The following is a 24,202-nucleotide window of genomic DNA, read 5'->3' as shown; positions in this document are numbered from 1 at the left end:
CGGACCTGGCCGCCCGGTGGTCAGCCGAGCGCGTCGACCAGCTTCTTGCGCTGCTGGGCGCCCAGGCCGCCGAGGCGGCGCTTCTCGTCGACGCCGGCCTCCTCCATGAGCGCGGTGGCCTTGGCCGGGCCGACGCCCTTGACGGCGCGCAGGGCCTGCGACACCTTGATCTTCTTGGCGATGTCGTCGTCGCGCTCCAGCAGCTGCGCGAAGGTCAGCTCACCGGCCTTGACCTTGCCCAGCAGGGCGGTGCGGGCCGCGCGTGCCTCCGCGGCCTTCTCCAGAGCCGCCTTGCGCTGCTCGGGGGTGAGAGTCGGAAGTGCCATCTCGGTTCTCCTAGGGGAGTTTGGGGTCGGGGATTCCTGTAACCCGTAGTGCAGTGGCTAATCATGGCGGATACCAGCGGTTCGTGTTGCGAAAAGCGCCCGCTCAGCGTGTGCGCCACGCCGAAACGGCCGTCTCGGCGCCCGCCACCTCCCGCGCGAGCGTGCCTCCGCTGACGCCCATGCCGCCGACCACGAGGTTCTCCTCACCGTAGCCCGCCCACCGGGCGACATCGCCTTCGCGGCCGCGAAACGGTCTCTGACCAGGTCATAGAGCTCTCCGGCGGGATTCCGCCAGGTCGGCGGAGCCGCAGGCCGGCGTGCGGTGTCGCCTCTCCCGGGATGCCCTCTCGGCAAGATCACGGCTCGGGTGGGTGGTTTCCGCCCTTGCGCGTGGTATCCGTCACATTCGGCGTTCGGGCGTGTCGCGAGGGCTTGGATCGGCCCGGCAACGCTCCGGCGGGGCCGGGTTGTTGCAGGTCAGGGGGCATGCACGCGTACCATGTCGGCATGGGGGTGCTCTTCGGGGGAAGGAGCAGGATGCTGGATCAAGGCTTCCCCGCGCTTCACGGGGCCGTGCTCTATTCACCGGCGCTCTATTCACCGGCGCTCTATTCGCCAGCGCTCGATCAGCCAGCCCCTATCACGTGCTGTCGCGCCAGGATTCGACGCCGGAGACGGTGAGGAACATGTCGAACACCGACTCCATGGCGCCGACCAGCGGACCCTGCCAGCCCAGGGCCGAGGGGGCGATCACGGGCGGCCGTTCGTGGCGGATCGTCATCAGGCCGCGGCCGAATGACTCCATGAGGGTGGGCAGGGCCCGGTCGTACAGGTCGACGCCCAGGCCCGACAGGGTCACGACCGCCGGGTCGTGCGCGTTCACCAGCGCCGCCAGTCCCCGGCCCAGCGCCTGCGCGTTCGTCCTGACCGCGCGCAGCGCCGCCCCGCCGCCCGTGTGGTCGTGCGGGCTCGGAACCTGGCCGCCGCCCGTCCCGCCGCCTCTGGTGCGACCGCCCGCCGCGTTGTCCGTCACGTCACCCGTGCCGCCGCCTGCTTCGGCGGTGGCGAGGATGCGGCGGGCGTCGTCGCGGCCCTGGCCGCCGCCGTACGCCAGGCCCATGTGGCGCAGGAGCGCGTTCGCGCCCACCTCCAGCCCCCAGCAGCCGTGCGCGCCGCACATGCAGGGCGCCTCGCCGCCCGTGAGCGGCATGTGCCCGAACTCCGCGCCCATCCCGCCGGCCCCTTCCAGCGGGCGCCCGTCCACCACGAGCACGCCGCCGAGGTCGAAGTCCACGTGGATGTGCAGCCCCACCCCGATCCCGCGCAAACGTCCCCGCCGCGCCTCGGCCAAGGCCGCGAAGGCCGTGTCGTTGCCCACCCGCGGCCCGCCGCCCGGCACCGCGGCGCCGAGACCGAGCAGCGCGGGCACGTCCACGGAGCGCCAGCGCAGGTGGGCCACGTCCACCAGGCCGCCGTCACGCACCGGCCCCGCCACCGCGACGCCCACCCCGATTACCCGGGACCCGAGGCGTCCGAGCTGCCCGCGCAGCACCTCACCGAGCGGCCCCAGGGCTCCTTCTGGCGTGCCGTCGTGGCGCCGTACGTCCAGGACGGAGACGCGTCCGCCCAGCTCGCAGGCCGCGACCTCCCACGAGTCCTCCCGGAGGTCCACGGCCAGCGCCAGCGGCCCCTCGGGATGCGGGCCAGGCACCTGGGTGGGGCGTCCCCTGGCATGCTCCGCGGACGGCTCCTCGTGCAGCAGCCGGTCGTCGGCCAGGCCGCTGACCAGCACCGAGGCGGTGCCTCGGGCCAGCGCCAGGTCCTGGGTCAGACGGGAGCGCGTACGGGTCGCGCCGCAGTCGTGCACGGCCCGCAGCAGCCGCACCCGGTTGTACGCGCGCAGACCGGCACTCGTCGTTGCCCCGTTCATCACCATTGTCGAAGCCTCATCCGGGTTATTATGCTCTAGCCGTGAACAAAAGTGACGCCAAGCGCGCCCGTATCGCAGTCTTCTCTTTCTTCTTTCTCAGTGGGTTCGTGATGGGCCTGTGGGCGGCGGGGTTGCCGTCGCTCAACGACCGCCTGGATCTCGGACCGGCCCGGCTCGGCAGCGTCCTGCTGCTGGTCTCGGGCGGCGCGCTGGTGTCGATGCTGGTGGCGGGGCCGCTGGTGGACAAGTGGTCGAGCAGGGCCGTCTGCTGGGTCGGCGGGCCGCTGTCGGCGGCCGTCCTGCTCGGCCCCGCCTTGGCCCCCTCCTACCCGGCGCTGGCGGTTCTCGCCGTGCTGCTCGGGATCGGCCTGGGGGTGGCCGAGGTGGCCATGAACTCCCACTCGGTCGAGGTCGAACGCGTCTACGGCCGGCCGATCATCTCGGCCTTCCACGGCACGTGGAGCCTGGGCGGCGCCGTCGGTGGCGCGCTGACCGCCGGGGCGCTGAAGATCGGCGTGGACCCGCAGGCGCTGCTGGTCGGGGCGGCGATCGTGGTGCCGTTCCTGTACGTTCCGGCGGCGCGGATGCTGCTGCCGGACCCGCCCCAGCACGTCACCCGGAACGAGAGCACGACCGAGAGCAGCCCGCTGCGCTGGGGTCTGGTGGCCCTGCTGGGCCTGGCCGCGTTCGCCGGGCACCTGAGCGAGGGCGCCGCCATCGACTGGGCCGCCCTGCACGCCCGCTGGGTGCTGCACACCGACCCGGCCGCCGCGCCGATCGCCTACACGATCTTCGCCGTGGCCATGACGACGGTACGGCTGCTGGGCGACCCGATCCGGGCCCGCCTCGGCTCGGTGCGCACGATCCAGCTCGCCGGCGTGCTCGCCACCTGCGGCTACGTGCTCGTCCTCGTCGCTCCGCTCACCGCCGACGCGCTCCAGGTGGTGTGCGCGTGGTCCGGGTGGGCGCTCGTGGGCGTCGGACTGGCCACCGTCGTACCGGTGATCTTCAGCGCGGTGGGCGCGGCGGGCAACCGGGTCGGCCGCGCGCTGGCGCTGGTGACGGCCTTCGGCTACAGCGGGCTGCTGGTGGGGCCCGCGCTGCTCGGCTACCTCGCGGAGTCCTGGACGTTGCGGTTCGCACTGATCGTCCCGGCCCTGCTGGCCGCCGCGGTCGCCCTCGCGGGCGCCCCGGCGATCCGCGCCCTGAACCGCGTCCCCGTACCGGTCCCGGCCGACTCGCGCTGACCTGATACCCCGCTACGGGCTCGCCTGGTTCCGCCCCGGAGCCAGGCGGCGCTTGTTGACCTCGCGTTATGTGATCGTGACTTGACCCCATGCGTAACGTGCATGTTTCATGTCCCACACGCCGTAAACGTTTACAGCGATTTTACGGATTCGTTCGACGCGCATGGAGGGACAGCCTTGGCCGACGGACCCACGATCACCACGATCGCCGAGCGCGCGGGCGTCTCCATCGCCTCGGTCTCGCGGGTGCTGAACGGCCTGCCGACCAGGCAGGAGACCGTGCGCAAGGTGATGGCCGCCGCCGACGAGCTCGGTTACGTGCGCAACGCCGTGGCGAGGTCGCTCAAGTCGCGCCGCACGCACCAGGTCGCCTTCGCCATGGCCGACATCGGCAACCCGGCCTACCTGGCCATGCTGCGCGAGATCCAGCCCGTGCTCAAGGCGGCGGGCTACCGGCTGGTCCTGCACTCGACCGACGCCGTCGCCGCCGACGAGATCGACGTGCTGCACAGCCTCGGCGAGCGCTACGTCGACGGGCTGATCATGAGCCCGCTGCGCGTCACCGAGGCGCACCTGCGGATGCTCGCCGCCGCCCGGGCGCCCGTCGTGATCATCGGCTCGGTGCCCGACGGGACGCCGGTCGACAACGTACGCGCGGACTCGCGCACCGGCGTCAGGCTCGCCATCGACCACCTGCACATGCTCGGCCGCCGCCGGATCGGCATGGTCAACGGCCCGCTCGACACCGTGCCGGGAGCCGCCCGCGGCGCCGCGTACCGCGAGGCGCTGGCGGCGGTCGGCCTGCCGTACGAGGAGAAGCTGGTGGAGATCGGCGACTTCTACCGCGAGGAGGGCCGCCGCGCGGTGGCGACGCTGCTGCGGCGGGCGCCCGACATCGATGCGCTGATGTGCGCCAACGACCTGATCGCGCTGGGCGCGCTCGACGTGCTGCGCGCGGCGGGCAAGCGGGTGCCGCAGGACGTCGCGGTGGTCGGCATGGACGACACCGACCTGGCCGCCGCCTCCTGGCCGTCGCTCACCAGCGTCTCGCTGGGCTCCGCCGAACGCGGCAAGGCCGCCGCCGAGCTGCTGCTCGACCGGCTGCAGAACGGCGATCGCGAACCTCGCCTGGTCACCGTCCTGCCCCGCCTGGCGGTCCGCGCGTCCACCGCAGGCGAGGCGTCCGAGGGAGGAAGGTCTTCATGACGGCGACCGCGACCAGGCCCCCGCAGACGCGGCGCAGGCGACCCGGCGGCCTCTCGCGGCAAACCCGCGAGATGTGGGTGCTCATGCTGCCCGCGCTGGTGCCGGTGCTGCTGTTCAGCGTAGGCCCGCTGCTGTACGGCATCGGGCTGGCCTTCACCGACGCCGAGTCTGGCCGCAACCACGTCACCAGCTTCGTGGGCCTGGAGAACTTCGGCACGCTGCTGGCCGACGAGGACTTCTGGGCGTCCATCAGGATCGGCCTGGTCTGGGCCGTGTCGGTGACGGTGCTGCAGTTCCTGGCTTCCCTGGGGCTGGCGCTGCTGCTCAACCAGAAGCTGTGGTTCAGGGGGCTGGCCCGGGTGCTGACCGTGGTGCCGTGGGCGATGCCGCCGGTGGTCATCGGCCTGATGTGGCGGCTGGTCTACCACCCCGACGCCGGGATCGTGAACACCACGTTCGGCACCGACATCAACTGGCTCGCCGACTTCTCCTGGGCCCTGCCCGCCATCATCGTCATGGGCGTCTGGAGCGGTATGCCGCAGACCACGGTCGTCCTGCTGGCCGGCCTGCAGGGCATCCCCAAGGAGCTCTACGAGGCGGGCGAGGTCGACGGGGCGGCCACCTGGCGGAAGTTCTGGAGCATCACGCTGCCGCAGCTGCGGCCTGTGATCGTCACCATCACCTCGCTCGACTTCGTGTGGAACGTCAACCAGTTCACCCTCGTCTACGTGCTGACGCAGGGCGGGCCCGGGGGGCGGACCAGGCTGCCGATGCTGTTCGCCTACGAGGAGGCGTTCCGCTACGGCTTCTTCGGCTACGCGGCGACCATGGGCGTCACCATCGTGATCGTCGTGCTGGCCCTGCTCGGCTTCTATCTCTGGCGGCAGATGCGGGAGGCGTCATGAAGAAGATCCCGCAGTACGCGGCACTGCTGGCCTACATGGTCTTTCTGGCCTTCCCGCTGGTATGGCTGCTGTCCACGGCGCTCAAGACGCCGCAGGAGATGGCCAACCTGCACCCGACGTGGATCCCGGACCGGCCGACGCTGGCCAACTTCAGCGACGCCTTCGGTGAGCAGGACCTGGTGGGAGCCGGGCTGCGCAGCCTGATCGTGGCCCTGTCCAGCTCCGTGCTGACGGTCGCCGTCTCGCTGCCCGCCTCCTACGCCCTGGCCCGCTACAAGGGCGTGCTCAAGCGGGTGGCGCTCGGGTGGGTGCTGGTCAGCCAGGTCTTCCCGTTCATCCTGATCATCATCCCGCTGTTCATGGTGCTCAAGCAGCTCGACCTGGTGAACACGCTGTTCGGCCTGGTGGTCGTGCACGTTACCTTCACGCTGCCGTTCGCGCTGTGGATGCTTCAGGGGTACGTACGCTCCGTGCCGCGCGAGCTGGAGGAGGCCGCGGCCATGGACGGCGCGACCCGCCTGCGCTCGATCATCAGCATCGTCGCGCCGCTGCTCGCGCCGGGCGTGGTGGCGACCCTGCTGTTCTCGTTCATCTCCTCGTGGAACGAGTTCCTGTTCGCGCTCGTGGTCCTCAAGGACCCCGATGTGATGACGCTACCGCTGACGCTGGTGAGGTTCACCGGCCCTGAGGGAGTGTCGAGGCTCGGCCCGCTGGCCGCGGCGTCGCTCATGGCGACGATCCCGAGCCTGATCTTTTTCGCAATCATCCAGCGACGGCTGAGGTCCGGCCTGATGGCCGGCGCTGTGAAGGGCTAGGAGGCTCTTATGCGTATCAAATCCGCGTTGGCGGCGGCGGCGATCGTCGCGCTGGCCGCCGGGTGCGGCGGGGGCGGTGGCGACGCCGGCTCCGGCGAGTCCGCCAAGCCCGGGGAGCCGGTCAAGCTCAACTTCCTCAGCCTCGCCTGGCAGAAGGAGTCGGTCGCGGCCAACAAGCAACTCGTCGAGGAGTGGAACAAGGCCAACCCCACCATCCAGGTCACCTACGTCCAGGGCAGCTGGGACAACGTCAACGACCAGCTCGTCACCTCCTTCGAGGGCGGCGATCCGCCGGACGTCATCCACGACGACTCCCCGGCCCTGTCGGGCTTCGCCTCCAAGGGCTACCTGCTCGACATCAAGGACAAGGTGCCCGCCGACCTCAAGAGCGACATCCCGCAGCCCGCCTGGGACACCGTCACCTTCGACGACGGCAAGGGCAACCAGGGCGTGTACGGCGTACCGTTCCTGCAGGAGTCGCAGGTCATCATCGCCAACAAGAAGCTGCTCGACGGCGCCGGCGTACGCATCCCCACCTCCGACAACCCGTGGACGTGGGACGAGTTCGCCGAGATCAGCAAGAAGCTCACCAAGAGCGGCTCCTTCGGCGTGGCCTGGCCCATGAAGTCGCCGGTCAACAAGACACTGAACCTGGCGCTCAACTTCGGCGGCACCTTCTTCCAGACCACCGACGGCAAGACGACCGTCAAGGTGGGCCCGGAGGAGAAGCAGGTCCTCCAGCGCATCCACGACCAGCTCTACAAGGACAAGTCCGCCGACACCTCGGCGCTCGGCATGGGCACCGCCGACCCGCTGCCCGGCTTCTTCGCCGGCAAGTACGCGATGCTGCCGGTCGGCGTCTACCTGCGCCAGCAGGTCGTCGAGCAGGCCCCCAAGGGCTTCGACTGGGTCACCCTCCCGCCGCTGAAGGGCACCAGCAGTGACCAGGGCGCGGTCTCGCAGACCCTGTCCGTCGCCGCCGACAGCAAGCACGCGGAGGAGTCGCTGAAGTTCATCTCCTTCTTCCTCAACGGCACCAACCAGGCCAAGCTCGCCAAGGGCGACTGGCTGCTGCCCACCTCCGCCAAGGCCGCCGCCGACCCGGCGATGACCACCAAGGAGAACGGCTGGGACGTGGCCACCGCCTCCGCCAAGAACCTCGTCGTGGCGCCGTTCCTCAAGGTCAACGGGTTTGACGAGTGGAAGAGCAAGGTCGCCACGCCGGTCCTGCAGCAGTACTTCGCCAACAAGATCTCGATCGACGACGCGGCGGCGAAGCTGGTGGCGGACGGCAACAAGGTGTTGGAGCGGTACCAGCGGTGACTTATCGCGATAGGGCCCGGGGGTGTCTGCTCGGCCTGGCGGCCGGCGACGCCCTCGGGGCGCCCGCGGAGAACCTCACGCCGGCGGAGATCCGCCGGCGGTGGGGCCGGCTCACCGAGATCGAGGGCGGGGGCACGGACGACACCGAGTACGCCATCTTCGCCTCCTCGCTGCTGGTACGCCACGGGCACGCGCTGACCTCGGCCGACGTGGCCCACGCCTACCGTACGGAGATCATCCCCCTGGTGACCGGGCCGATGCGCGGCGCCGGGTTCTCCGAGCTCGGCACCGTCGAGGCGCTCAGGCGCGGGCTGGAACCGCCGCTGACCGGGCTCGTCCATCAGCACGGCTGGTCTGACGGGCTGGCCATGCGGGCGGCGCCGTACGGCGTGTTCTGCCCCGGCGACCCGGCGGAGGCCGCCCGGCTCGTCGAGGAGGACGGGCGGGTCAGCCAGTCGGGTGAAGGCGTGCTGGGCGGCCGGGCGGTCGCCGGGGCGGTGGCCACGGCGATGACCGGGGCGGCGCCGCACGAGGTGGTGGCCGCCGCGCTGTCGGTGATCCCCGCGGACTCGTGGACGGCCCGCGACATCGTCCGGGCCCGTGACGTGATCGTCACGAGGGACGCCGTCTTCGCGCAGGACTCGGTCGCGCGGGACTCGGACGCTTCGGGTGATGTCGAACTGCGGGTCGTCGAAGCGCTTCACCAAGCCGTGGTGGTCCAGCACTACCCGTGGACCGACGTGGCGCCCGAGGCCGTGGCGCTCGCTCTCGCCGCCTACCTCGCGGGCGGTGGCGACGTCGAGGCGACCGTCACCTTCGGGGTGAGTCTCGGCCGTGACGCCGACACCATCGGCGCCATCGCCGGCGCCATCGCGGGTGCCGGGCAGGGGCGGGACGGCGTACCGGAACGCTGGGCGAGCAGGATAGGCCCCGTGACGGGCAAATGCCTGCCCGTCGTGGCCGGCAGGCACGTGCTGGACGTCGCCGACGAACTGGCGGAAGGACTGTAGGAACTCATGTCGGGGGACAGGATCGCGGGAGCCTTCGTCGGGCTCGCCGTGGGAGACGCCGTGGGCTGGCCCGCCACCAGGCACAGGTCGGCGCTGCACGCGCCATGGAGCAGGCGGCTGCTGCGCGAGCTCGACACGTTCGCGGAGGAGCACCGGGTGACCACGCTGCCGGTGCCGTTCGCGCTGAACCAGCCCGTGGCGCCGCTGGCCGTCGGCCCGTCCGACGACGCCGAATGGCTCGCCTGGACGGTGCGTACCATCGACCGGCCGCGCGCCGAGGCGTTCGGCGAACTGGTGGGCCGCGAGGACATCCGGGCGCGCATCTCGGTGGCCACCGCGCTCGGCAATCTGGCCAAGGGCGTCGAGCCCCCGGCCAGCGGCCACGACAACCCACACCATTTCGACGACGCCGCCGCCATCAGGGCCGTCGCCTTCGGCGCGCTCGGCCGTGACCCGGCCGAGGACGCCCAGGTGACCAACGCCGGCGACGGGCTGCTCGGGGCCCTGGCCATGGCGGCCGCGGTGGCGGAGGCGGTCGCGACGGGCTCGGCCACCGCGGCGGCCGAGGCGGCGCTGACCGTACTGCCGCCTGACAGCGCTATCGGGCACAACGCCCGGCTGGCGCTGGACGTGGCGCGGAAGGCGGGCGACGCGTTCGCCGCCGTGCCCGCGCTGGACGCCGCGCTGCTCGACCACGTCTACAGCTACGGGGTGGGCGCCGCGCAGACGGTGCCCGTGGCGCTGGCGCTGGCCGAGGTGGCGGGCGGCGCCCTGAGCTCGGCCGTACCCGCCGCCGCGTGCCTGGCCACGCTGGCCGACTCGGCGCCCGCGCTCACCGGGGCGCTCACCGGAGCGTGCGGCGGGCTCGACGCGATCCCGGAGGGGTGGACCGCGTCGGCCCGCACACTGGCAGGCTGCTGTCTGCCGGAACTGACAGGAACAGATCTCATCGAACTCTTGGAGGAACTCGCATGACGCCGCTTGAGGACAGGGCGACCGGCTGCGTGGCGGGGGCGGCGGTCGGTGACGCGCTGGGCGGCGCCACCGAGGGCTGGACTCCCGAACAGATCACCACCAGGTACGGCGGGCACGTGGAGGGCATCGTGCCCCCGTACAACGAGGACTGGCGCAACGCCCGGCCCATCGCCCCGTATCACAAGGGCGACGGCCACATCACCGACGACACCCTCATGACGCACGCGCTCATCCGCGTCTACGAGAAGGTCGCGGGTCACCTCGGGGCGTACTCGATGGCCGAGCACTTCGTACCCGAGCTCATGGGCGAGCGCCGGTGGATCCCCGAGCTGGAGGCCGAGGCGCTGCCGCTCCAGCGGATCTTCCTGGCCGAGAAGTGGATCGTCGCCCGGCTGCACTACGGCCACGTGGACCCGCGCGAGGCCGGTGTCGGCAACATCGTCAACTGCGGCGCGGCCATGTACGTGGCGCCGGTCGGCATCGTCAACGCCGCCGACCCCGACGCCGCCTACGCAGAGGCCATCGACCTGACCGGCGCCCACCAGTCGAGCTACGGCCGGGAGGCGGCCGGCGTCATGGCGGCGGCCGTCGCCGAGGCCATGCGGCCCGGCGCGAGCTTCGACTCGGTGGTGGCCACCTGCCTGCGGCTGGCCAAAGATGGCACCAGAGCCGCCATCGAGGCGGTCTGTGAGGCGGCCTCTGGGCTCGGCCACTGGGACGGGTCGTTCGAGACGCTGCGGGCGGCCATGCGGCCGTTCGACACGGTCGCCGACACCTACCGCGACCAGGGCCTCGGGGCGCGGCGGCCGAGCCGGGTGCACAGCATCGAGGAGCTGCCGCTGGCGCTGGGCTTCCTCGTGGTGGCCAAGGGCGACTACCGCGACACCGTGCTCGGCGGCGTCAACTACGGCCGCGACGCCGACTCGATCGCCTCTATGGGCGGCGCCATCGCCGGCGCGCTGGGCGGGCTCGGCTCGATCCCGGGCGAATGGGTCTCACAGGTGGCCGAGGCGAGCCGTACCGACCTGGAGGCGCCCGGCCGGGCGATCGCCGAGATCGCCCGCCGGGTGCACGCCGACGACGCGGCCCGCCGCCGCGCCGTCGAATCCGCCTTCGCCGCCCTCGACAGCCAATGATCCGCCTGACCTGGGTGCAGCCTGAGGACCTGGTGGGTCATGAGCTGCGCCAGGCGGCCGAGGACGGCAGGGACGTGCGCGACATCGCCGCGCGGTGGCACGTGGCGGGCGGCCATGACGCCCCGCCGCGCGCCGGAGCCTCCGAGCCCGGCGCGCTCAGGCTGCGGCCGCTCGCCGAGGACCTGCTGGACGAGCTGGCCGCCATCCCGTCACCACTCGACCTCGATGAGCCGTCCGACCTGCCCGCCATCATCGCCGCCTGCCCGAACTGGCCCGCGCCCGCCGTTCTCCGGGAGGTCGATCCGGGCCGCGTGCTGGGGGCCTGGCAGGGCAGGGCGGCCGGTTGCGTGCTGGGCAAGCCGGTCGAGAAGATCCCCCGCGCGGGCATCAGGGAGATCGCCGAGGCCACTGGCAACTGGCCCATCACCGGCTGGTTCACCGCCAAGGGCCTGCCCGGCGACATCGCCGAACGCTGGCCGTGGAACCGGCGCAGCGCCGTCAACTCGCTGGCCGAGAACATCGACGGCGTCCCCGAGGACGATGACCTGAACTACCCGCTGCTCGCCCTGTCCGTCCTGGAACGGCACGGCCGCGGCTTCACCACCGACGACGTGGCCAAGCTGTGGCTCGACGAGCTGCCCGCCGGCCGTACGTTCACGGCCGAACGCGTCGCCTACCGCAACCTGCTGGCCGGGGTGGAGGTGCCGGAGACGGCGACGTACCGCAACCCGTTCCGCGAGTGGATCGGCGCGCTGATCAGGACCGACGTGTACGGATGGGTCAATCCCGGCGATCCGGCCACCGCGGCCGAGTACGCCTGGCGCGACGCCCGCCTCACCCACACCGCGAACGGGATCTACGGCGCCATGTTCGCCGCCGCCATGTGCGCGAGCTCCCTGGTCGCCTCCTCCGCCGCCGAGGTGGTCGAGGCCGGGCTGTCCGTCGTCCCGCCGCGATCACGGCTCCACCAGGCGGTACGGCAGGCGGCCGAGGACGCCTCGGCGGAGAGTGACTTCGAGCGGGTCGTCGACCGGCTGCACGAGCGGCACGCCGCCCTGCACTGGGTGCACACGATCAACAACGCCGCCCTGGTCGCCGCCACGCTGATCCACGGCCGGGGCGACTTCACCGCCACCATCGCCGGAGCGGTCGCCGGCGGCTGGGACACCGACTCGGCGGGCGCCACGGCGGGGTCCGTCGCGGGCGCGCTGAACGGCGGGGTTCCGGAGCGGTGGAGGATGCGCGACACCCTCGCCAGCAGCCTGACCGGCTTCGATGGGGTGGGGCTGGGCGATTTGGCGCGCCGTACACAGGAGATGATGAGGGCATGATCTCGGTCTTCGGCAGCGCGAACATGGACCTCGTCGCCTACGTGTCCCAAGCCCCCAAGCGGGGCGAGACGGTCACCGGGCGCGGATTCCGTACCATCCCCGGCGGCAAGGGCGCCAACCAGGCCATCGCGGCGGCCCGCGCGGGCGCCGTGGTGGCGTTCCTGGGCGCGGTGGGCGACGACGGCTTCGGCGCCGAGATGCGCACCACCCTGGCCGCGGCCGGAGTGGAGGTCGCCCAGCTGCGGCAGGTGCCCGGTCCGAGCGGCATCGCGCACATCGTGGTCGACGACGAAGGCGGCAACTCGATCATCGTGGTGCCCGGCGCCAACGGCACCGTCACCGGGCCCACCGAGGACGACGTCGCGGTGATCGCCGGTTCACGGGCGCTGCTGCTCCAGCTGGAGCTGCCCATGGCCGCGGTGGTCGCCGCCGCGCAGGCCGGGCAGGTGTCGGACGTACCGGTGATCCTCACCCCCGCGCCCGCCCAGCCGCTGCCGGACGCGCTGCTCGACGCGGTCACGCTGATCGTCCCGAACGAACATGAGGCCGCCGACATCACCGGGACCGACTCCGCCGAGGCGGCGTTGGAGGCGCTGCTCGCGCGGGTCCCTGAGGCCGTCATCACGCTGGGTTCCGAGGGGGCGCTGTACGGCTCACGGTCGGGCGAGCGGTTGCGCGTACCCGCCGTAAAGGTGAAGGCGGTGGACAGCACGGCGGCGGGCGACACCTTCGTCGGCGCGCTCGCGGTCGCCCGCGCCGAGGGCCTTCCCGCCGCCCCCGCCCTCCGCTTCGCCTCGGCGGCGGCGGCGCTGTCGGTGCAGCGGGAGGGCGCGAGCACGTCGATGCCCAGCCGCGCGGAGATCGACGACTCGCTCGCCTGATGCTGGGCACGTGGGGGTGGAGGCCCTGTGGCAGGAACGCCAACAGGGCCGTGCGTCACTCGACTCGGGAACCCGACTGCCGCGTCTCTGCCTGTGCACCATTCACCGGCGGCTCGGCTCTGACCGCGAACTGCACGGAAGCGACCCTGGTCTCATCCGCTTCCATGACCCACTCATAGACACGACCCGCTGCTAGAGGCAGGGGTGGAATCGGGATGGCGAAGCTGAGATTGAAGGGGACTCGCGTCGCCACAGGCTCCAATCGTTCAGCGTCCGGTGTGATCTCGCCGGTGAAGGAGAGCGTTCCGTCGCTGTCCGCGAACGGGCGGACAGGTTGCCCCTCTTCGTCCAGGAGATGCAAGGCGAAGCTGATCTTCGCCCCCAGATCCTCCCGCGGGACGCGCAAAAAACCTGCGACAGCGGACATGGAGACCATCGGCCCTGTCACCGACCAGCCTGCTCCGAGCAGGTTGATCTTTCCGGTGGCCTCATCAGTGCTGGCTGCGTCGCCTAGGACTAGAAAGCCCTGCATTTACTGGACAGCTCTCTTCCATTCGAGGGCCCCTGCGGCACGCGTAGGGGGTGGGGACACAGTGCCGGTGAGGCCCTCGATCACCACGTGCGCTGATGTCGATGTGGTGCCACAGGCGGAAGCGCCTGGTGTCTTCACGACATGGAAGACCTCAGCACCTATCGCGAGCGCGTAGCGCCGGATTGTGGACAAGCGGGGATCTCCGCCTAGACGCTCGAAGTCCGATACGGCGGGCTGGCTGCGATCCATCTTGTCGGCCACGTCAGCCTGTGTCAGCCCCAGTTGCTTGCGGACCCCAACCAGGGTCTCGATGAGACGCACGTCTCGCTCGATGGCTGCGTTCTCACGCTGAACCTCGGGATCATCCGGGTCGATACCGAGCAGTGCGGCGATGTCGCGGTCCACGCCTACCTCCCTTTATCGGCTCTACCTTATATCCGGTGCTGCCACTCGGCCAGCCGTTCCCTCGCTCGTTCGATCGCTCGTTCCTGCGCCCCGCTGCCGCCCTTCTTGTGAAATTTGAGACCAAGTAGAAGGTGCTTCCCGTCAGTGAGCACGGCGTAGTAGAGGCGATACTCATCACCCCCGTAGCTCAGTCGGGCCTCGCTGAGCCCTCTGCCCAGATGGCGCACGTCTCGATCTAGGACGCTGTCATGCTCAATCCGCCACATCAGGTGGCCCAGTTCGAGGAGGGGAGGTTTGCCCTGGAGAACATCGTGGATCTCTTTGCTGACGACTTCAGCCCCAGCAGGGGTGGTGTAGAACTGCCACCTGGCTTTGGACCGTTCCAATACGGGCACCTCTCTACTGCCAGTCACAGCGCCATCGCCGGCATCCGAATGTACAGGCAAAGATCGGCGCAAGCGCGCGTATGGCAGAGGCAAAGATCCTGCGTGATGCGGGAAAAGAGGGGCGAGAGGTTGTGTGTGCGGCCACCGGCTCTAACCGGCTTCAAAGCCGCCCACAACAATGTCCCTGTGGACTATTGGACAGGAGCGCGGCGGGCAGGTGGGTGTGATGAATGATGACCTGCCTGATGCGGTGAACCGGGACGGTGGCGAGAGCGACGTGGTGGCGGAGCGGTCGGGGGCCGGCACCCCGAAGGCGCCTCGCCCCGTACCCGCCGATTGGCCCGACACTGACACCAACCCTGCGATCCCCACGCCCGAGATAATCGCCCCCGGCACTGAGACCGGTACCGAGCCCGAGAGTGAAGACGAAGCTGGTGCCGAACCCGAGAGCGATGCCGCTTCCGGGGCTGAGGCGGAGGCCACGGCTGATGCCGAAAGGCGCGCGGACACTGGCGAAGAGGCGGGCGACGGCGGTGAAAAGGAGGTGCGGCCCGAAGCGGGTCCCACCGGCTGACGTTGTTCGCACCCCCGCCGTCAAAGAGGCCAGGACCGACGGCGGGGATCAGCCGGCAATCAAAGCGGCGGCTTTTGCCGGTTTTCCCGATGGGACGATGTAGCGAATGTCCGGCAGCCAGCCGTGATCTTCTCCTATTCGCGCCACTTCCACGATGTACGCCGCTGACCGGTCGGCGGCTATGCGGACCGTGGCGACCCGCCACCCCTGGGGGGCGAAGACCACGAGTTCCGGGGGATATCGATCCAGGCTGCTGAGCGCGCCGGCGGGAAAGGGCGCGGAGCGGAGCGTGAGCTTGAGCCACTCGACGACGTGGCTGTGTATCCCGCGCCTGGTCAGCAGTTCGCGCAGCTTGGCCAGGGCCTGGTCATGCTCGGCCGCGGCACTTTCGCTGATCGGCGAATGGCGTGGATGAGGTTCTGAGGGTTCGGTCGTTTTCCTCAGCGCTTCGCGAGTCATTCCCTGTCACCGTCCATGTTCTGTCCGGAATGCGGCTGGATTATCCGGTTTATTAACCAGACAGAATGCAGCGGACATGTCCGGACGGCCTGTCTGTCCTCCGAGAAACATCGCCAGAGTGCCGCTTCCCGGCTAGCTTTGTATTCAGCAAGCAACTGTTCGTATCCAGACAGTCGCGGTGAGTCTTTGTGTGTGCGACGTCGGGAAGAGCGGTCCGGAGCATTTCGAGGAGCGTGGCATGTCCGTGGATGAACAGGCCCTATCTCCAGACGAGCAGAACTCCTACGGTGCGGTCCTTAAAGAAGCCCGAATGACGGTCGGCCTCTCTCAGATGGCAATGGGGGCGCTGATCCCGTGCAGCGAGAGCTTGATCGGCCTGATCGAGCGCGGCAAGCGCCACCCGACCCGGCAATTCACCCTCGCGGCTGAGACGGCCCTGGACCTGAATGGGGAATTGCTTCGGCTGCTGCCCATCTCCAGGAGGTCGGGGCCGAAGTGGTTCAGAGAGTGGCCAAAGGTAGAAGAAAACGCCCACACCATCCGGACCTGGCAACCTCTTGTCGTTCCGGGCCTGCTGCAGACGGCCGCGTACGCGCGAGCGATCCTCTCCGCCGAGCCAGGAGTCGCCCAGGACTGGATCGAGGAGGCCGTCGCGACCCGGCTCCAGCGTCAAACGGTGTTCGACCGCGACAAACCGCCGATGTACTGGGCGCTGCTCGACGAGTGCGCTCTGATCCGCCCCATCGGGGGCGCCGAGGTCATGCGGGAGCAGATTGAGCACCTGCTGAAGATGATGGCCACCACCTTCGTCTCGATACAGATCGTCCCTCTCGGCGTGGGTGCTACGCCGGGCCTGCTGGGCGGCTTCTCCCTGGCTCAAGGCGACGGTATGCCGGACCATATCTATCTCGACAACGCCGCACAGGGCTCCGTATCCGATCGCGAGGAGACGGTGCGAGCGGTTAATCTCAGATACGACGCGATTCACAAATGGGCGCATCCCATACATGTGACCGAGCGACTAGTACGTGAGGTGGCGGCAAGGTATGAAGATCAGTGATGAGCTGCGCGCCGAACTAGAGGCCGCTGCGTGGAAGAAATCAACACTCTCCGGCTCAAATGGGGGTGACTGCCTCTACGCAGCCAAACTGAGCGGCGACCGATACGCGATCAGAGACTCTGAGCAGCCCGACGTCGAGCCGCTGATCTTGCGAGGAGGCGTTTTCCGCGCCTTCGTGGGCGGTGCGAAGCTCGGCGAGTTCGACCTCTAATCCTGCCGAAGGATGCCCACGTGGTCATCCAGGGCGACCGGGAAGCATAAGGGGGAAAGGTCGATCACATGCGTTGATTCGTTTGTGATCGAGTCTGTGTATTACTGTTCCCCGTGGGACATCCGTGGGCGAAACTCTCGCGTCGGCGGCGCATCCGTAAGTGGACAGGCGTCGCCGTAGTCTTCGCGACTCTGGCCGCCTGCCTGGCGGTGTTCGGGCGCGACATTCAGGCCGTTACGTACGGCGAGCCCACTTCGTGCTCCATGGATACCTTCGGGGCCAGGGCCAGCGCAGCGGCCTGGACGGGGTTTGGGTGTGTGGGCTGGACGCTGCACGTGCCATTCGGCATGGATATCCAGCTCCCGACGGCTGCCAGCTACGCTCGCCCTCCGTCGATGTTCGACGACGGCTTCATCCCCATCGACATAACCCCGGACGGACATCGCGTCGCCTACCTCGACGTAGCGGAGCTCCGCTTCCTCACCAGGGATCTCCCTTCCGGCCTCACCCGCCCGATCACGCCACGCCTCACCGCGGAGGAAATCGTCGGGATCACTTCGGTGATCGGGTCCGCCGACGGCCGCCACTTCGCCGTGTCCACCCGGGAGAACCGCCGGACGTTCGTCACCGACTTCGAGACGGGCCATATGAGGACGGTCGAGCAGGTGTGCTGGGCTTATGGACTGACCGCCGACAGGCTGATGGGCAGCGCGGGCTGCGACGGCGTCGGCGTCTCGATCGACGCCATCCGTTTCGACGGGACGGCGACTCCCTTCCGGTCCGAGGCGGAGCTTCCCCATGACATGTCCCCGGATCTGCGGTGGTACATCGATTTCAAGAAGCCGACTTCGGTGTATGAGACCGCCACTGGGCGGCGGGTACGGGTCCTGCCCTCTGGGCTCAGCGAGATGCGGTGGGCGGACGCCGAGACGCTGGTCGCCCGGGACGCCGATATCGAGGATGGGGACGACTACGTGGCCATCGACGCGAGGACGGGCGAGCTCATCCCCATCGGCATCCCATACGCCGACTCCATCATCTTCGGAAAGGTCCGTTGATGTCGGACTGGTACGAGCCGGTCCGCCGTACGGCGTCGCTGCTGGGCGGACGCACGCTGTACGCGCGGCGCATGGCGGAGAAAGCACTGCGCGACGGAAAAGGAACTAAGGACGCCTTCTTTTGGCTCTATCGGTCCTATCTCAGCCGCTTCCGCTTCTGGTCGGACCCCGGCTGGGGGAAGGGGCTCTCTGATTTGCAGCGCGCCGTCCTGGTGGCCCTGCATCATGACGGCTGGACCGAGCAGGAAACCGCCTACTTGTGCGGGCGGAGCAGAAAAGCCGTGCGGCGGGCGGGCGAGAAAGGGCTGCTCGCGCTGGGCACCGACGGATCCGCCCTCGCCGGCAGGTTACGGGCCAGGGCCGAGGGACTTCCCCCGGTTGCCGAGCCCGAGCCGGGGCCCAGGCGGAAGGTCGTCAAGTACGGCTCGTTAATTTCCTGTCTTGTGGCCTTTGTTGTGTTAGCGGCCTATTGTTCGCCCCTCGGCGCTTCATCCGGACAGCACACAGACAGCCGTCCCCTCGCCTTCGCGGAGCTCATTCCCTTGCGCGGTCCCACGCAGGCCACGATCCGGTACGCCTACCGCGTCGACGCGTCGGGAACCGTGCTCACCGACGGGAGCTACTGGACCGTAATCACGGAGTCAGGCCGGCGGCTGCTCATCGAGGACGCGACTCCGGACGACCTCGGGATCAGCCCGGACGGCCACAGACTGGCCTACCACAGCCGGAGCAAGGGCGAAGTCGTCGTGTACGACCTTCCGTCCGGCAAGGTCAGCACGGTGCCGAAGGCCGACGATTCGGGCCAGCAACTGTACTTTTCCCCGGACGGCCGCCGCCTCGCCTTCACTTTCGAGGACGAGGTGTATGTCTGGGACGGCAGACGGCGGCGTGTCCCAGGGATCGGGCCGGAGTCGATTCTGAGAGGCTGGCTGGTGGGCGGGCAGGCCCTGCTGGTGGAGGACCTGGAGGGTGTCAGCGCGGTCGATCTCAGTGGCGGCACTCTGTTCAGGACACGGGGTGCGGACAGCATGGAGCTGTCCCCCGACGGGAAGACGTGGGTCGACGTCGACTATGAGAAGAGCGGCTTCACACGGCACGGTCGGCGCACAGGGACCCGGACCATGCGCCTGCCCGCGACCGCGCGCCTCGAGAGGCTGGTGTGCTGGATCAGCGCGGACGTTTTCGTGATCAGTGCCTTTGGCTACGGGCCCAGCGCCTACTACCGGATCGACATGGAGACCGGACAAGCCGAGCCCGTGCCCGCTCTTATCCCGGAGGACCTGCGCGAGGTACGGTTCCCCGGATGTACGCGCTGATCGCAAGCCGCCCGTCCGTGTTCGGGCGGCACCCCCCAACGGTGGACGCGCGCCTGACCCTGTCCCTCTTCGCTTTGGTTGGTCACCGCTGGGCTAGCTAGCGAACCGGGCGAGGCAGGCGGATGGTGAGGATCCGGCTGGCCACGCCGCTGTCCACCAGCCGCCCGTCCGCCCCGAACTCGCCGAGCCCGAAGTCGTTGTCATTGGCGACCACGAGCGTCCGAGGGTCGAGCAGGGCGATGCCCTCGACCTTGCCAGGCAGGGTGGGGGCGACCTCGGACAGGTCGGCGACGAGCGACTTGGCCGGAACCTTGACATCGCCCAGGTCGGTCAGCGCCTCCAGTGACGGAGCAGTGGCCGGGTCGTCGTACCGCCCGCCCAGCAGGTTCGTGGCCTTGGCCAGGTCGATCTGGTAGATCCGGGCGACGTTGTCGGTCCGCTCGTCCACCAGCAGCCGGCGGCCGCCCACGTACGCCAGGCCGGAGACCTTCATTTCGCTCTGGTCGCCGTTCACCTTGGGGTCGAAGGTCATGACGTCCTCGAAGCGGTAGGCGTACTCTCCGATCACCCGCGCCGCGCGGATGCTGAACGTGAGGATCCGGCCGACGCGGGAGGATTTGCCGGTCTTCTTGTCCGGATTGGCCAGCGGGCTCTGCACCGCGAGGTACAAGGTGTCGCCGTCGATCGCCAGCCCTTCGAACCCGCGGTTCTGCTGGCGGGAGGCGAGGACGGCCGGCAGCGTCTCCTTGACGGGGTAGTCGGCGCCGGTGAGGTTGAGCCCCTTGGGGACGTACCGGGCCAGCACCCGCCCTCGCTCGGAGACGTGCAGCAGCGACGGGCCGTACTCGTCGACCAGCCAGAAGTCGCCGCGCGGGGTCCGCACCAGGTCCTCGGTGTCCACCCCGCTCGGGTTGTACGGCAGCGCCGTCTGGCCGTCCCAGGTGTAGGGCACCTCGTCGTGGCCCGCCTGGTCGCTGAGCCCGGTGATCGGCTTGCCGGAGGTGCCGACCAGGGGGACGTACTTCTTGATCTCGACGCCGAACCGGGTGGCCACCCGCACGATCGCGGGGGCGAACTCCGGGATGGGGAACGTGCGCCGCTTGTCCGCGCCCACCTGCCCGTTGGGGCCGCGGTCGGTGACCATCCAGTAGTCCCCGCGCCGCTCGGCGGGGAACAGTCCGCTGCCGACCCCGCCCAGCTTGACCCCGCGATCATCGGCGATGGACCGCTGCAGGTCTTTGAGGGGTACGGGCGGGATGCTCACGTCCTTGACCACCACGGGCCGCGGCGCGGCCTCGGCCAAGGAGGGGGCGGCGGTGACCGCCGGGCCCACGACGAGCGCCAGACCCACGAGCACGGAACGGAACATGGCACGGCCTTTCACACCGGCGAATACGAGTGTCCTGACGCTAATGACGTCAAACGTCCAATTGTTGAAGCGCCGATGAACAGGCCTACCCCAAGTCGCGACGGCCCGCCGCACAACGGCAGCACCGTTTGTCCTGTTGGTTGACGCTCCCGATGGACCGAGCCGATTGTCAGACGGCGTTGCGATGAAGCATGGCCAGCGTCTGTTCCAGCTCCGCCTGGAGGATGTCGCTCGCCGCCTGCCCGTCCCCCTCCCGGATGGCGTCCACCAGCGCGGCATGCGCGTCGTCGCCGGGATTGGGCTCGGTCTCCCGCAGGCCGAGCAGCTCCACCACGTCCACCAGCCGACCCCGCAGCGCCGGGGCGAACTCGGCGAACAGGTCGTCGAGCACCGGGTTGCGCGCCGCCGCCACGACCGCCGCGTGCAGCGCGATGTCCGCGTCCACGAACCCCGCGTCATCGCCCCCGGCCGCCGCTCGCCGCGCCTGCAGGGCCGCCTCCAGTGAGGCGAGGTCCTCGTCGGTACGGCGGGTCGCGGCCAGGCGGGCGGCCTGGGTCTCGACCATCATCCGCACCTCGTAGACGTCCGTGATCGCGGCCCGGCGCAGGCGGGTGGGCCAGTCGGCGGCCGGTTCGGTGGCGATGACGAACACGCCGCTGCCCTGGCGGGCCTGCACCAGCCCGGCGCCCGCCAGCGCGCGCAGCGCCTCGCGGACGGTGGAACGGCCCACGCCGAGGGTCTTGGCCAGGGCGTTCTCGCCGGGGAGCCGGGTGCCGACCGGCCAGTGGCCGCCGGTGATCTGCTCGCGCAGGTGCTCGGTGGCCTGTTCGACCAGCGGGCTGGGACGGAGGGTGCCGAGCGGCATCGCGAATGAACCTCTCAGGTTGTCTGAGGACCTGTGTTGTGGTTAGTGTACCTGGCATGACGTCACGGGGTCTCCTTCTCGGCCGCCGCGGCGGGGCCTGAATCGACCGGCACCCCGCCGCGGTGGCTCCGCAGTGCCGGTCGAACTCCTGAGAACGACCGGAAGGAAACCCCGTGCACGACTGGAACCCGCAACGCCCCAGCGCCATGCCGTACCACCGCTACCAGCCCGCCCACCGGCGCGTCGAGGTGCCGCTGACCGAGCGCGGCTGGCCCGCGCGGCGCATCGAACAGGCGCCGCTCTGGGTGCCCGTGGACCTGCGCGACGGCAACCAGGCGCTGGCCGAGCCGATGGATCCGGCGCGCAAGCGGCGGATGTTCGAGCTGCTGGTGGCCATGGGCTTCAAGGAGATCGAGGTCGGCTACCCGTCGGCCAGCCAGACGGACTTCGACTTCGTCCGCGACCTGGCGGCGTCGGAAAAGGGGCCGGGGGCGGTGCCGGAGGACGTGACGATCGTCGTGTTCACGGCCGCCCGGCGTGACCTGATCGAGCGGACCTTCGCCTCCGTCGAGGGACTGCCGCGCGTCGTCGTCCACCTCTACACGGCGACCGCTCCCGTCTGGCGTGACGTGGTGCTCGGTCACGACAGGCAGGAGTTGCGCGCCCTCATCAAGGACGCGGCCGGGCACGTCGCTCGCCTGGCCGACGCCCGTCCAGGGCCGCCGATCAGGTACGAGTTCTCGCCCGAGGTGTTCAACCTCACCGAGCCCGACTACGTGCTGGAGGTGTGCGACGACCTGACGGCCCTGTGGGAGGCGAGCCCGGACCGCCCGGTCATCCACAACCTGCCCGCCACGGTCGAGACCGCCACCCCGAACGTCTACGCCGACCAGATCGAGTACATGCACCGCCACCTGGCCCGCCGCGACTCGGTGATCCTCTCGGTGCACCCGCACAACGACCGCGGCACCGGCGTCGCCTGCGCGGAGCTGGCGCTGCTGGCCGGAGCGCAGCGGGTCGAGGGGTGCCTGTTCGGCAACGGCGAGCGCACCGGCAACGTCGACCTGGTCACGCTCGCGCTCAACCTGCACTCGCAGGGCGTGGACCCGATGCTGGACCTCTCCGACATCGACGCGATCCGCCGTACGGTCGAGCACTGCAACCGGCTGCCCGTACCCGACCGCCACCCGTACGCCGGCGACCTGGTCTACACCGCCTTCTCCGGCACCCACCAGGACGCCATCGGCAAGGGCCTGGCCCACCACGCCAAACGGGCCGCCGAGCTGGGGGTGCCCGTGGAGCAGGCACCCTGGGAGGTGCCGTACCTGCCGATCGACCCCGCCGACGTGGGCCGCGACTACCAGGCCGTGATCCGCGTCAACAGTCAGTCGGGCAAGGGTGGCATCGCCTACCTGCTCAGCACCCACCAGGGGCTCGACCTGCCGCGACGGCTGCAGATCGACTTCTCGGCGGTCGTCCAGCGGGCCACCGACGGCAGCGGGGCGGAGATGACGGCCGAGGAGCTGTGGCGGCTCTTCCAGGCCGCCTACCTGGACCCGGCGGACGACGGGCCGTACGCGCTCGCCTACTGGAGCACCGCGGAGACCGGGCCGGGGGTCCACGCGTTCACCGGCACCCGGCGTGACGGCGGTGGCGAGCTGCGGGGGACCGGCAACGGCCCGCTGTCGGCGCTGGCCGGCGCGCTGGGCGGGGTCGACATCCTGCACTACGCGCAGCACGCCACCGGGCCGGGCCAGGACAGCCAGGCCGTCGCGTACGTGGAGGCGCGGGTGGGCGAGACGGTCCGGTGGGGAGCGGGCCGCGACACTTCGGTGCTGACCGCCTCCGTCCGCGCCCTCCTCGCCGCCGTCAACCGAGCGGTTTCAGTCGCCTAAGCCACGCGGCGCGGCTTGGGGACCAGGTTCAGCGTCGGGGAGAACCGTCCGTCACAGCCCGGCACCGCGGTCACGTGCGCGGAGACCTCCGTCTCGCTCTGGACCCTGATGCTCGCGATGTAGAACGGCGTGAGCAATGTCTGCGGCCGCCTGCGACCGAGGCTCAGGTAGCCGAAACGGAACCACTGCGGCGTCAGCCGGGTGTCCTCCATGCCGGCGAAGGACTCGGCCACCCGGGCGGCGACCTCCTGCGCCGCCTGGATCGGCGTCCGCACCCCGGGCTCCGCGACCGTCGCGCCGCCCCCGTCACCGGCGAAGCGGCGGGTCGACACGCTCAGCGACGTCACCCCGCCGCTCGCGCCCAGCTCCACGGTGGACGACGCCCGGCCGTACACTGGAAGATCACGTACGTAATGCCGGAACGAGCCGAGCGCCCGGCACAGGCTGGGCTCGGCCCAGCGCTCTCCGGCCGGCGCCTTGACCCGCCAGAGGCGCTCGAACGCCAACTCGTCCTCAGCCGGTACGAGGGACGGCAGCCCGATCCGATCCCCGGCGGCGCGCAGCATGCCGGTCAGCTCCGCGTCACCGGGATCGTTCTCGAAGAGGTCCTCGGACGGCGGCAGGTCGAGATGGACGGTCATCGAGCCCGACGCGTGGAACCCCACGGCCCGCAACCGGCCCGGCAGCCACACCGTGGTCCGATCCTGGTGGGTCACCGTCTCGAGGGAGATGCCGTCGCGCGGACCGGCGACGGCCAGGACCAGCTCCTCCAGGCGGCGCTGGACCGCGCTCGGCTCGGGCGCGGCGAGCCCCAGCACCCTGACCGTGGCGGGCACCTCCCCGGCCATCGCGGCCAGCTCTTCGGCGAGATCGTCGGCGTATGGGAAAGCGGGCATGAAGGCTCCTCGACTCCGGCCGTTCTGATCAGCCCAGGACCTGCGGGGCTGAGGTCACCGCGGCAGAACCTCAATGATCAGTACGCCGGAG

25 protein-coding genes are annotated in these 24,202 nt (G+C 70.1%); 16 read left to right on the top strand and 9 right to left on the bottom strand.

Annotation, left to right across the window (positions count from 1 at the left end):
• Positions 1 to 20: 20 nt before the first annotated feature.
• The gene (mihF, locus tag ACIBO2_RS41870; RefSeq protein WP_225301079.1) at positions 21 to 326 is read right to left on the bottom strand and encodes an integration host factor, actinobacterial type; all 306 of its coding nucleotides are present in this window, start codon (positions 324 to 326) and stop codon (positions 21 to 23) included.
• 640 nt (positions 327 to 966) lie between these two features.
• The gene (locus ACIBO2_RS41865) at positions 967 to 2,256 is read right to left on the bottom strand and encodes an ROK family protein (protein WP_397303954.1); all 1,290 of its coding nucleotides are present in this window, start codon (positions 2,254 to 2,256) and stop codon (positions 967 to 969) included.
• 41 nt (positions 2,257 to 2,297) lie between these two features.
• Between ACIBO2_RS41865 and ACIBO2_RS41860 the strand changes: the two genes are divergently transcribed.
• The 10 genes from ACIBO2_RS41860 (at position 2,298) to rbsK (ending at position 13,085) form a co-directional block, all read left to right on the top strand.
• Positions 2,298 to 3,503, top strand: a complete 1,206-nt coding sequence (locus ACIBO2_RS41860; RefSeq protein WP_358550023.1) for an MFS transporter — start codon at positions 2,298 to 2,300, stop codon at positions 3,501 to 3,503.
• Positions 3,504 to 3,680: 177 nt separating this feature from the next.
• Positions 3,681 to 4,709, top strand: coding sequence for a LacI family DNA-binding transcriptional regulator (locus tag ACIBO2_RS41855; protein ID WP_358550025.1), 1,029 nt, complete (start codon positions 3,681 to 3,683; stop codon positions 4,707 to 4,709).
• Positions 4,706 to 5,614 (top strand): sugar ABC transporter permease, encoded by a 909-nt coding sequence (locus ACIBO2_RS41850; protein WP_358550027.1) that lies wholly within the window; start codon positions 4,706 to 4,708, stop codon positions 5,612 to 5,614. The genes ACIBO2_RS41855 and ACIBO2_RS41850 overlap by 4 nt, the downstream gene beginning before the upstream one ends.
• Complete coding sequence (locus ACIBO2_RS41845) at positions 5,611 to 6,429, top strand: carbohydrate ABC transporter permease (RefSeq protein ID WP_225301084.1); 819 nt, start codon at positions 5,611 to 5,613, stop codon at positions 6,427 to 6,429. The genes ACIBO2_RS41850 and ACIBO2_RS41845 overlap by 4 nt, the downstream gene beginning before the upstream one ends.
• A gap of 9 nt (positions 6,430 to 6,438) precedes the next feature.
• Positions 6,439 to 7,752, top strand: a complete 1,314-nt coding sequence (locus ACIBO2_RS41840) for a sugar ABC transporter substrate-binding protein (protein ID WP_358550029.1) — start codon at positions 6,439 to 6,441, stop codon at positions 7,750 to 7,752.
• Positions 7,749 to 8,762 carry an ADP-ribosylglycohydrolase family protein gene (locus tag ACIBO2_RS41835; RefSeq protein WP_397303953.1) on the top strand — a complete coding sequence of 338 codons (1,014 nt, stop codon included), beginning with the start codon at positions 7,749 to 7,751 and terminating at the stop codon, positions 8,760 to 8,762. Before ACIBO2_RS41840 ends, ACIBO2_RS41835 begins: the two co-directional genes overlap by 4 nt.
• A 6-nt stretch (positions 8,763 to 8,768) precedes the next feature.
• Complete coding sequence (locus tag ACIBO2_RS41830) at positions 8,769 to 9,737, top strand: ADP-ribosylglycohydrolase family protein (RefSeq protein WP_358550033.1); 969 nt, start codon at positions 8,769 to 8,771, stop codon at positions 9,735 to 9,737.
• On the top strand, positions 9,734 to 10,873 hold the full coding sequence (locus ACIBO2_RS41825) for an ADP-ribosylglycohydrolase family protein (protein WP_358550035.1): 1,140 nt from the start codon (positions 9,734 to 9,736) through the stop codon (positions 10,871 to 10,873). The genes ACIBO2_RS41830 and ACIBO2_RS41825 overlap by 4 nt, the downstream gene beginning before the upstream one ends.
• Positions 10,870 to 12,204 (top strand): ADP-ribosylglycohydrolase family protein, encoded by a 1,335-nt coding sequence (locus ACIBO2_RS41820; protein ID WP_397303952.1) that lies wholly within the window; start codon positions 10,870 to 10,872, stop codon positions 12,202 to 12,204. Before ACIBO2_RS41825 ends, ACIBO2_RS41820 begins: the two co-directional genes overlap by 4 nt.
• Positions 12,201 to 13,085: a ribokinase gene (gene rbsK, locus ACIBO2_RS41815; protein WP_397303951.1), complete on the top strand. Its 885-nt coding sequence runs from the start codon at positions 12,201 to 12,203 to the stop codon at positions 13,083 to 13,085. Before ACIBO2_RS41820 ends, rbsK begins: the two co-directional genes overlap by 4 nt.
• Before the next feature lie 55 nt (positions 13,086 to 13,140).
• On the opposite strand, the gene ACIBO2_RS41810 is transcribed toward rbsK, so the two are convergent.
• Genes ACIBO2_RS41810 through ACIBO2_RS41800 form a run of 3 tightly spaced genes read right to left on the bottom strand, consistent with a single transcriptional unit; the run spans position 13,141 to position 14,408 of the window.
• The gene (locus tag ACIBO2_RS41810; RefSeq protein ID WP_358550041.1) at positions 13,141 to 13,617 is read right to left on the bottom strand and encodes a DUF6941 family protein; all 477 of its coding nucleotides are present in this window, start codon (positions 13,615 to 13,617) and stop codon (positions 13,141 to 13,143) included.
• Positions 13,618 to 14,022, bottom strand: a complete 405-nt coding sequence (locus ACIBO2_RS41805; RefSeq protein WP_358435105.1) for a helix-turn-helix transcriptional regulator — start codon at positions 14,020 to 14,022, stop codon at positions 13,618 to 13,620.
• A gap of 26 nt (positions 14,023 to 14,048) precedes the next feature.
• The gene (locus ACIBO2_RS41800) at positions 14,049 to 14,408 is read right to left on the bottom strand and encodes a hypothetical protein (RefSeq protein WP_358435108.1); all 360 of its coding nucleotides are present in this window, start codon (positions 14,406 to 14,408) and stop codon (positions 14,049 to 14,051) included.
• A gap of 226 nt (positions 14,409 to 14,634) precedes the next feature.
• Here ACIBO2_RS41800 and ACIBO2_RS41795 point away from each other — a divergent pair, with 226 nt between their 5' ends.
• Positions 14,635 to 14,982: a hypothetical protein gene (locus tag ACIBO2_RS41795; protein ID WP_358546390.1), complete on the top strand. Its 348-nt coding sequence runs from the start codon at positions 14,635 to 14,637 to the stop codon at positions 14,980 to 14,982.
• A 48-nt stretch (positions 14,983 to 15,030) separates the two neighbouring features.
• Here the strand turns inward: ACIBO2_RS41795 and ACIBO2_RS41790 are convergent, their stop codons facing one another.
• Positions 15,031 to 15,441 carry a hypothetical protein gene (locus ACIBO2_RS41790; protein ID WP_397303950.1) on the bottom strand — a complete coding sequence of 137 codons (411 nt, stop codon included), beginning with the start codon at positions 15,439 to 15,441 and terminating at the stop codon, positions 15,031 to 15,033.
• A 238-nt stretch (positions 15,442 to 15,679) separates the two neighbouring features.
• On the opposite strand from ACIBO2_RS41790, the gene ACIBO2_RS41785 reads away from it, so the two are divergent.
• From ACIBO2_RS41785 to ACIBO2_RS41770, 4 genes are all read left to right on the top strand, one after another.
• Positions 15,680 to 16,501 (top strand): helix-turn-helix domain-containing protein, encoded by an 822-nt coding sequence (locus tag ACIBO2_RS41785; protein WP_397303949.1) that lies wholly within the window; start codon positions 15,680 to 15,682, stop codon positions 16,499 to 16,501.
• Positions 16,488 to 16,712 (top strand): DUF397 domain-containing protein, encoded by a 225-nt coding sequence (locus tag ACIBO2_RS41780; protein WP_358546384.1) that lies wholly within the window; start codon positions 16,488 to 16,490, stop codon positions 16,710 to 16,712. Before ACIBO2_RS41785 ends, ACIBO2_RS41780 begins: the two co-directional genes overlap by 14 nt.
• Positions 16,713 to 17,107: 395 nt before the next feature.
• Positions 17,108 to 17,770: a hypothetical protein gene (locus ACIBO2_RS41775; RefSeq protein ID WP_397303948.1), complete on the top strand. Its 663-nt coding sequence runs from the start codon at positions 17,108 to 17,110 to the stop codon at positions 17,768 to 17,770.
• Entirely contained in the window at positions 17,770 to 19,086 is a 1,317-nt protein-coding gene (locus ACIBO2_RS41770) for a DPP IV N-terminal domain-containing protein (protein WP_358546378.1), read from the top strand. The genes ACIBO2_RS41775 and ACIBO2_RS41770 overlap by 1 nt, the downstream gene beginning before the upstream one ends.
• 97 nt (positions 19,087 to 19,183) lie before the next feature.
• Here ACIBO2_RS41770 and ACIBO2_RS41765 read toward each other — a convergent pair whose 3' ends face one another.
• Together ACIBO2_RS41765 and ACIBO2_RS41760 are read right to left on the bottom strand one after the other, a co-directional pair.
• The gene (locus tag ACIBO2_RS41765; protein ID WP_358546375.1) at positions 19,184 to 20,455 is read right to left on the bottom strand and encodes an esterase-like activity of phytase family protein; all 1,272 of its coding nucleotides are present in this window, start codon (positions 20,453 to 20,455) and stop codon (positions 19,184 to 19,186) included.
• 169 nt (positions 20,456 to 20,624) lie between these two features.
• Positions 20,625 to 21,320, bottom strand: coding sequence for an FCD domain-containing protein (locus ACIBO2_RS41760; RefSeq protein WP_358546373.1), 696 nt, complete (start codon positions 21,318 to 21,320; stop codon positions 20,625 to 20,627).
• 206 nt (positions 21,321 to 21,526) lie between these two features.
• On the opposite strand from ACIBO2_RS41760, the gene leuA reads away from it, so the two are divergent.
• Positions 21,527 to 23,215, top strand: coding sequence for a 2-isopropylmalate synthase (gene leuA, locus ACIBO2_RS41755; RefSeq protein ID WP_397304032.1), 1,689 nt, complete (start codon positions 21,527 to 21,529; stop codon positions 23,213 to 23,215).
• Here the strand turns inward: leuA and ACIBO2_RS41750 are convergent.
• Entirely contained in the window at positions 23,212 to 24,111 is a 900-nt protein-coding gene (locus ACIBO2_RS41750; RefSeq protein ID WP_397303947.1) for a hypothetical protein, read from the bottom strand. The genes leuA and ACIBO2_RS41750 overlap by 4 nt on opposite strands.
• Positions 24,112 to 24,202 lie beyond the last annotated feature (91 nt).

This window comes from Nonomuraea sp. NPDC050022 (genome assembly GCF_044460705.1).
Lineage (GTDB): Bacteria > Actinomycetota > Actinomycetes > Streptosporangiales > Streptosporangiaceae > Nonomuraea.
The sequence above is the reverse complement of the archived record's forward strand: the minus strand, read 5'-3'. Positions and strand labels throughout refer to the sequence as shown.

Coding starts and splice junctions, on each gene's coding strand:
- mihF (WP_225301079.1), bottom strand. CDS start 326: ATGGCACTTCCGACTCTCACCCCCGAGCAGCGCAAGGCGGCTCTGGAG.
- ACIBO2_RS41865 (WP_397303954.1), bottom strand. CDS start 2,256: ATGAACGGGGCAACGACGAGTGCCGGTCTGCGCGCGTACAACCGGGTG.
- ACIBO2_RS41850 (WP_358550027.1), top strand. CDS start 4,706: ATGACGGCGACCGCGACCAGGCCCCCGCAGACGCGGCGCAGGCGACCC.
- ACIBO2_RS41845 (WP_225301084.1), top strand. CDS start 5,611: ATGAAGAAGATCCCGCAGTACGCGGCACTGCTGGCCTACATGGTCTTT.
- ACIBO2_RS41840 (WP_358550029.1), top strand. CDS start 6,439: ATGCGTATCAAATCCGCGTTGGCGGCGGCGGCGATCGTCGCGCTGGCC.
- ACIBO2_RS41830 (WP_358550033.1), top strand. CDS start 8,769: ATGTCGGGGGACAGGATCGCGGGAGCCTTCGTCGGGCTCGCCGTGGGA.
- ACIBO2_RS41825 (WP_358550035.1), top strand. CDS start 9,734: ATGACGCCGCTTGAGGACAGGGCGACCGGCTGCGTGGCGGGGGCGGCG.
- ACIBO2_RS41820 (WP_397303952.1), top strand. CDS start 10,870: ATGATCCGCCTGACCTGGGTGCAGCCTGAGGACCTGGTGGGTCATGAG.
- rbsK (WP_397303951.1), top strand. CDS start 12,201: ATGATCTCGGTCTTCGGCAGCGCGAACATGGACCTCGTCGCCTACGTG.
- ACIBO2_RS41810 (WP_358550041.1), bottom strand. CDS start 13,617: ATGCAGGGCTTTCTAGTCCTAGGCGACGCAGCCAGCACTGATGAGGCC.
- ACIBO2_RS41795 (WP_358546390.1), top strand. CDS start 14,635: ATGAATGATGACCTGCCTGATGCGGTGAACCGGGACGGTGGCGAGAGC.
- ACIBO2_RS41790 (WP_397303950.1), bottom strand. CDS start 15,441: ATGACTCGCGAAGCGCTGAGGAAAACGACCGAACCCTCAGAACCTCAT.
- ACIBO2_RS41785 (WP_397303949.1), top strand. CDS start 15,680: ATGTCCGTGGATGAACAGGCCCTATCTCCAGACGAGCAGAACTCCTAC.
- ACIBO2_RS41780 (WP_358546384.1), top strand. CDS start 16,488: ATGAAGATCAGTGATGAGCTGCGCGCCGAACTAGAGGCCGCTGCGTGG.
- ACIBO2_RS41775 (WP_397303948.1), top strand. CDS start 17,108: ATGTTCGACGACGGCTTCATCCCCATCGACATAACCCCGGACGGACAT.
- ACIBO2_RS41770 (WP_358546378.1), top strand. CDS start 17,770: ATGTCGGACTGGTACGAGCCGGTCCGCCGTACGGCGTCGCTGCTGGGC.
- ACIBO2_RS41765 (WP_358546375.1), bottom strand. CDS start 20,455: ATGTTCCGTTCCGTGCTCGTGGGTCTGGCGCTCGTCGTGGGCCCGGCG.
- ACIBO2_RS41760 (WP_358546373.1), bottom strand. CDS start 21,320: ATGCCGCTCGGCACCCTCCGTCCCAGCCCGCTGGTCGAACAGGCCACC.
- leuA (WP_397304032.1), top strand. CDS start 21,527: ATGCCGTACCACCGCTACCAGCCCGCCCACCGGCGCGTCGAGGTGCCG.
- ACIBO2_RS41750 (WP_397303947.1), bottom strand. CDS start 24,111: ATGCCCGCTTTCCCATACGCCGACGATCTCGCCGAAGAGCTGGCCGCG.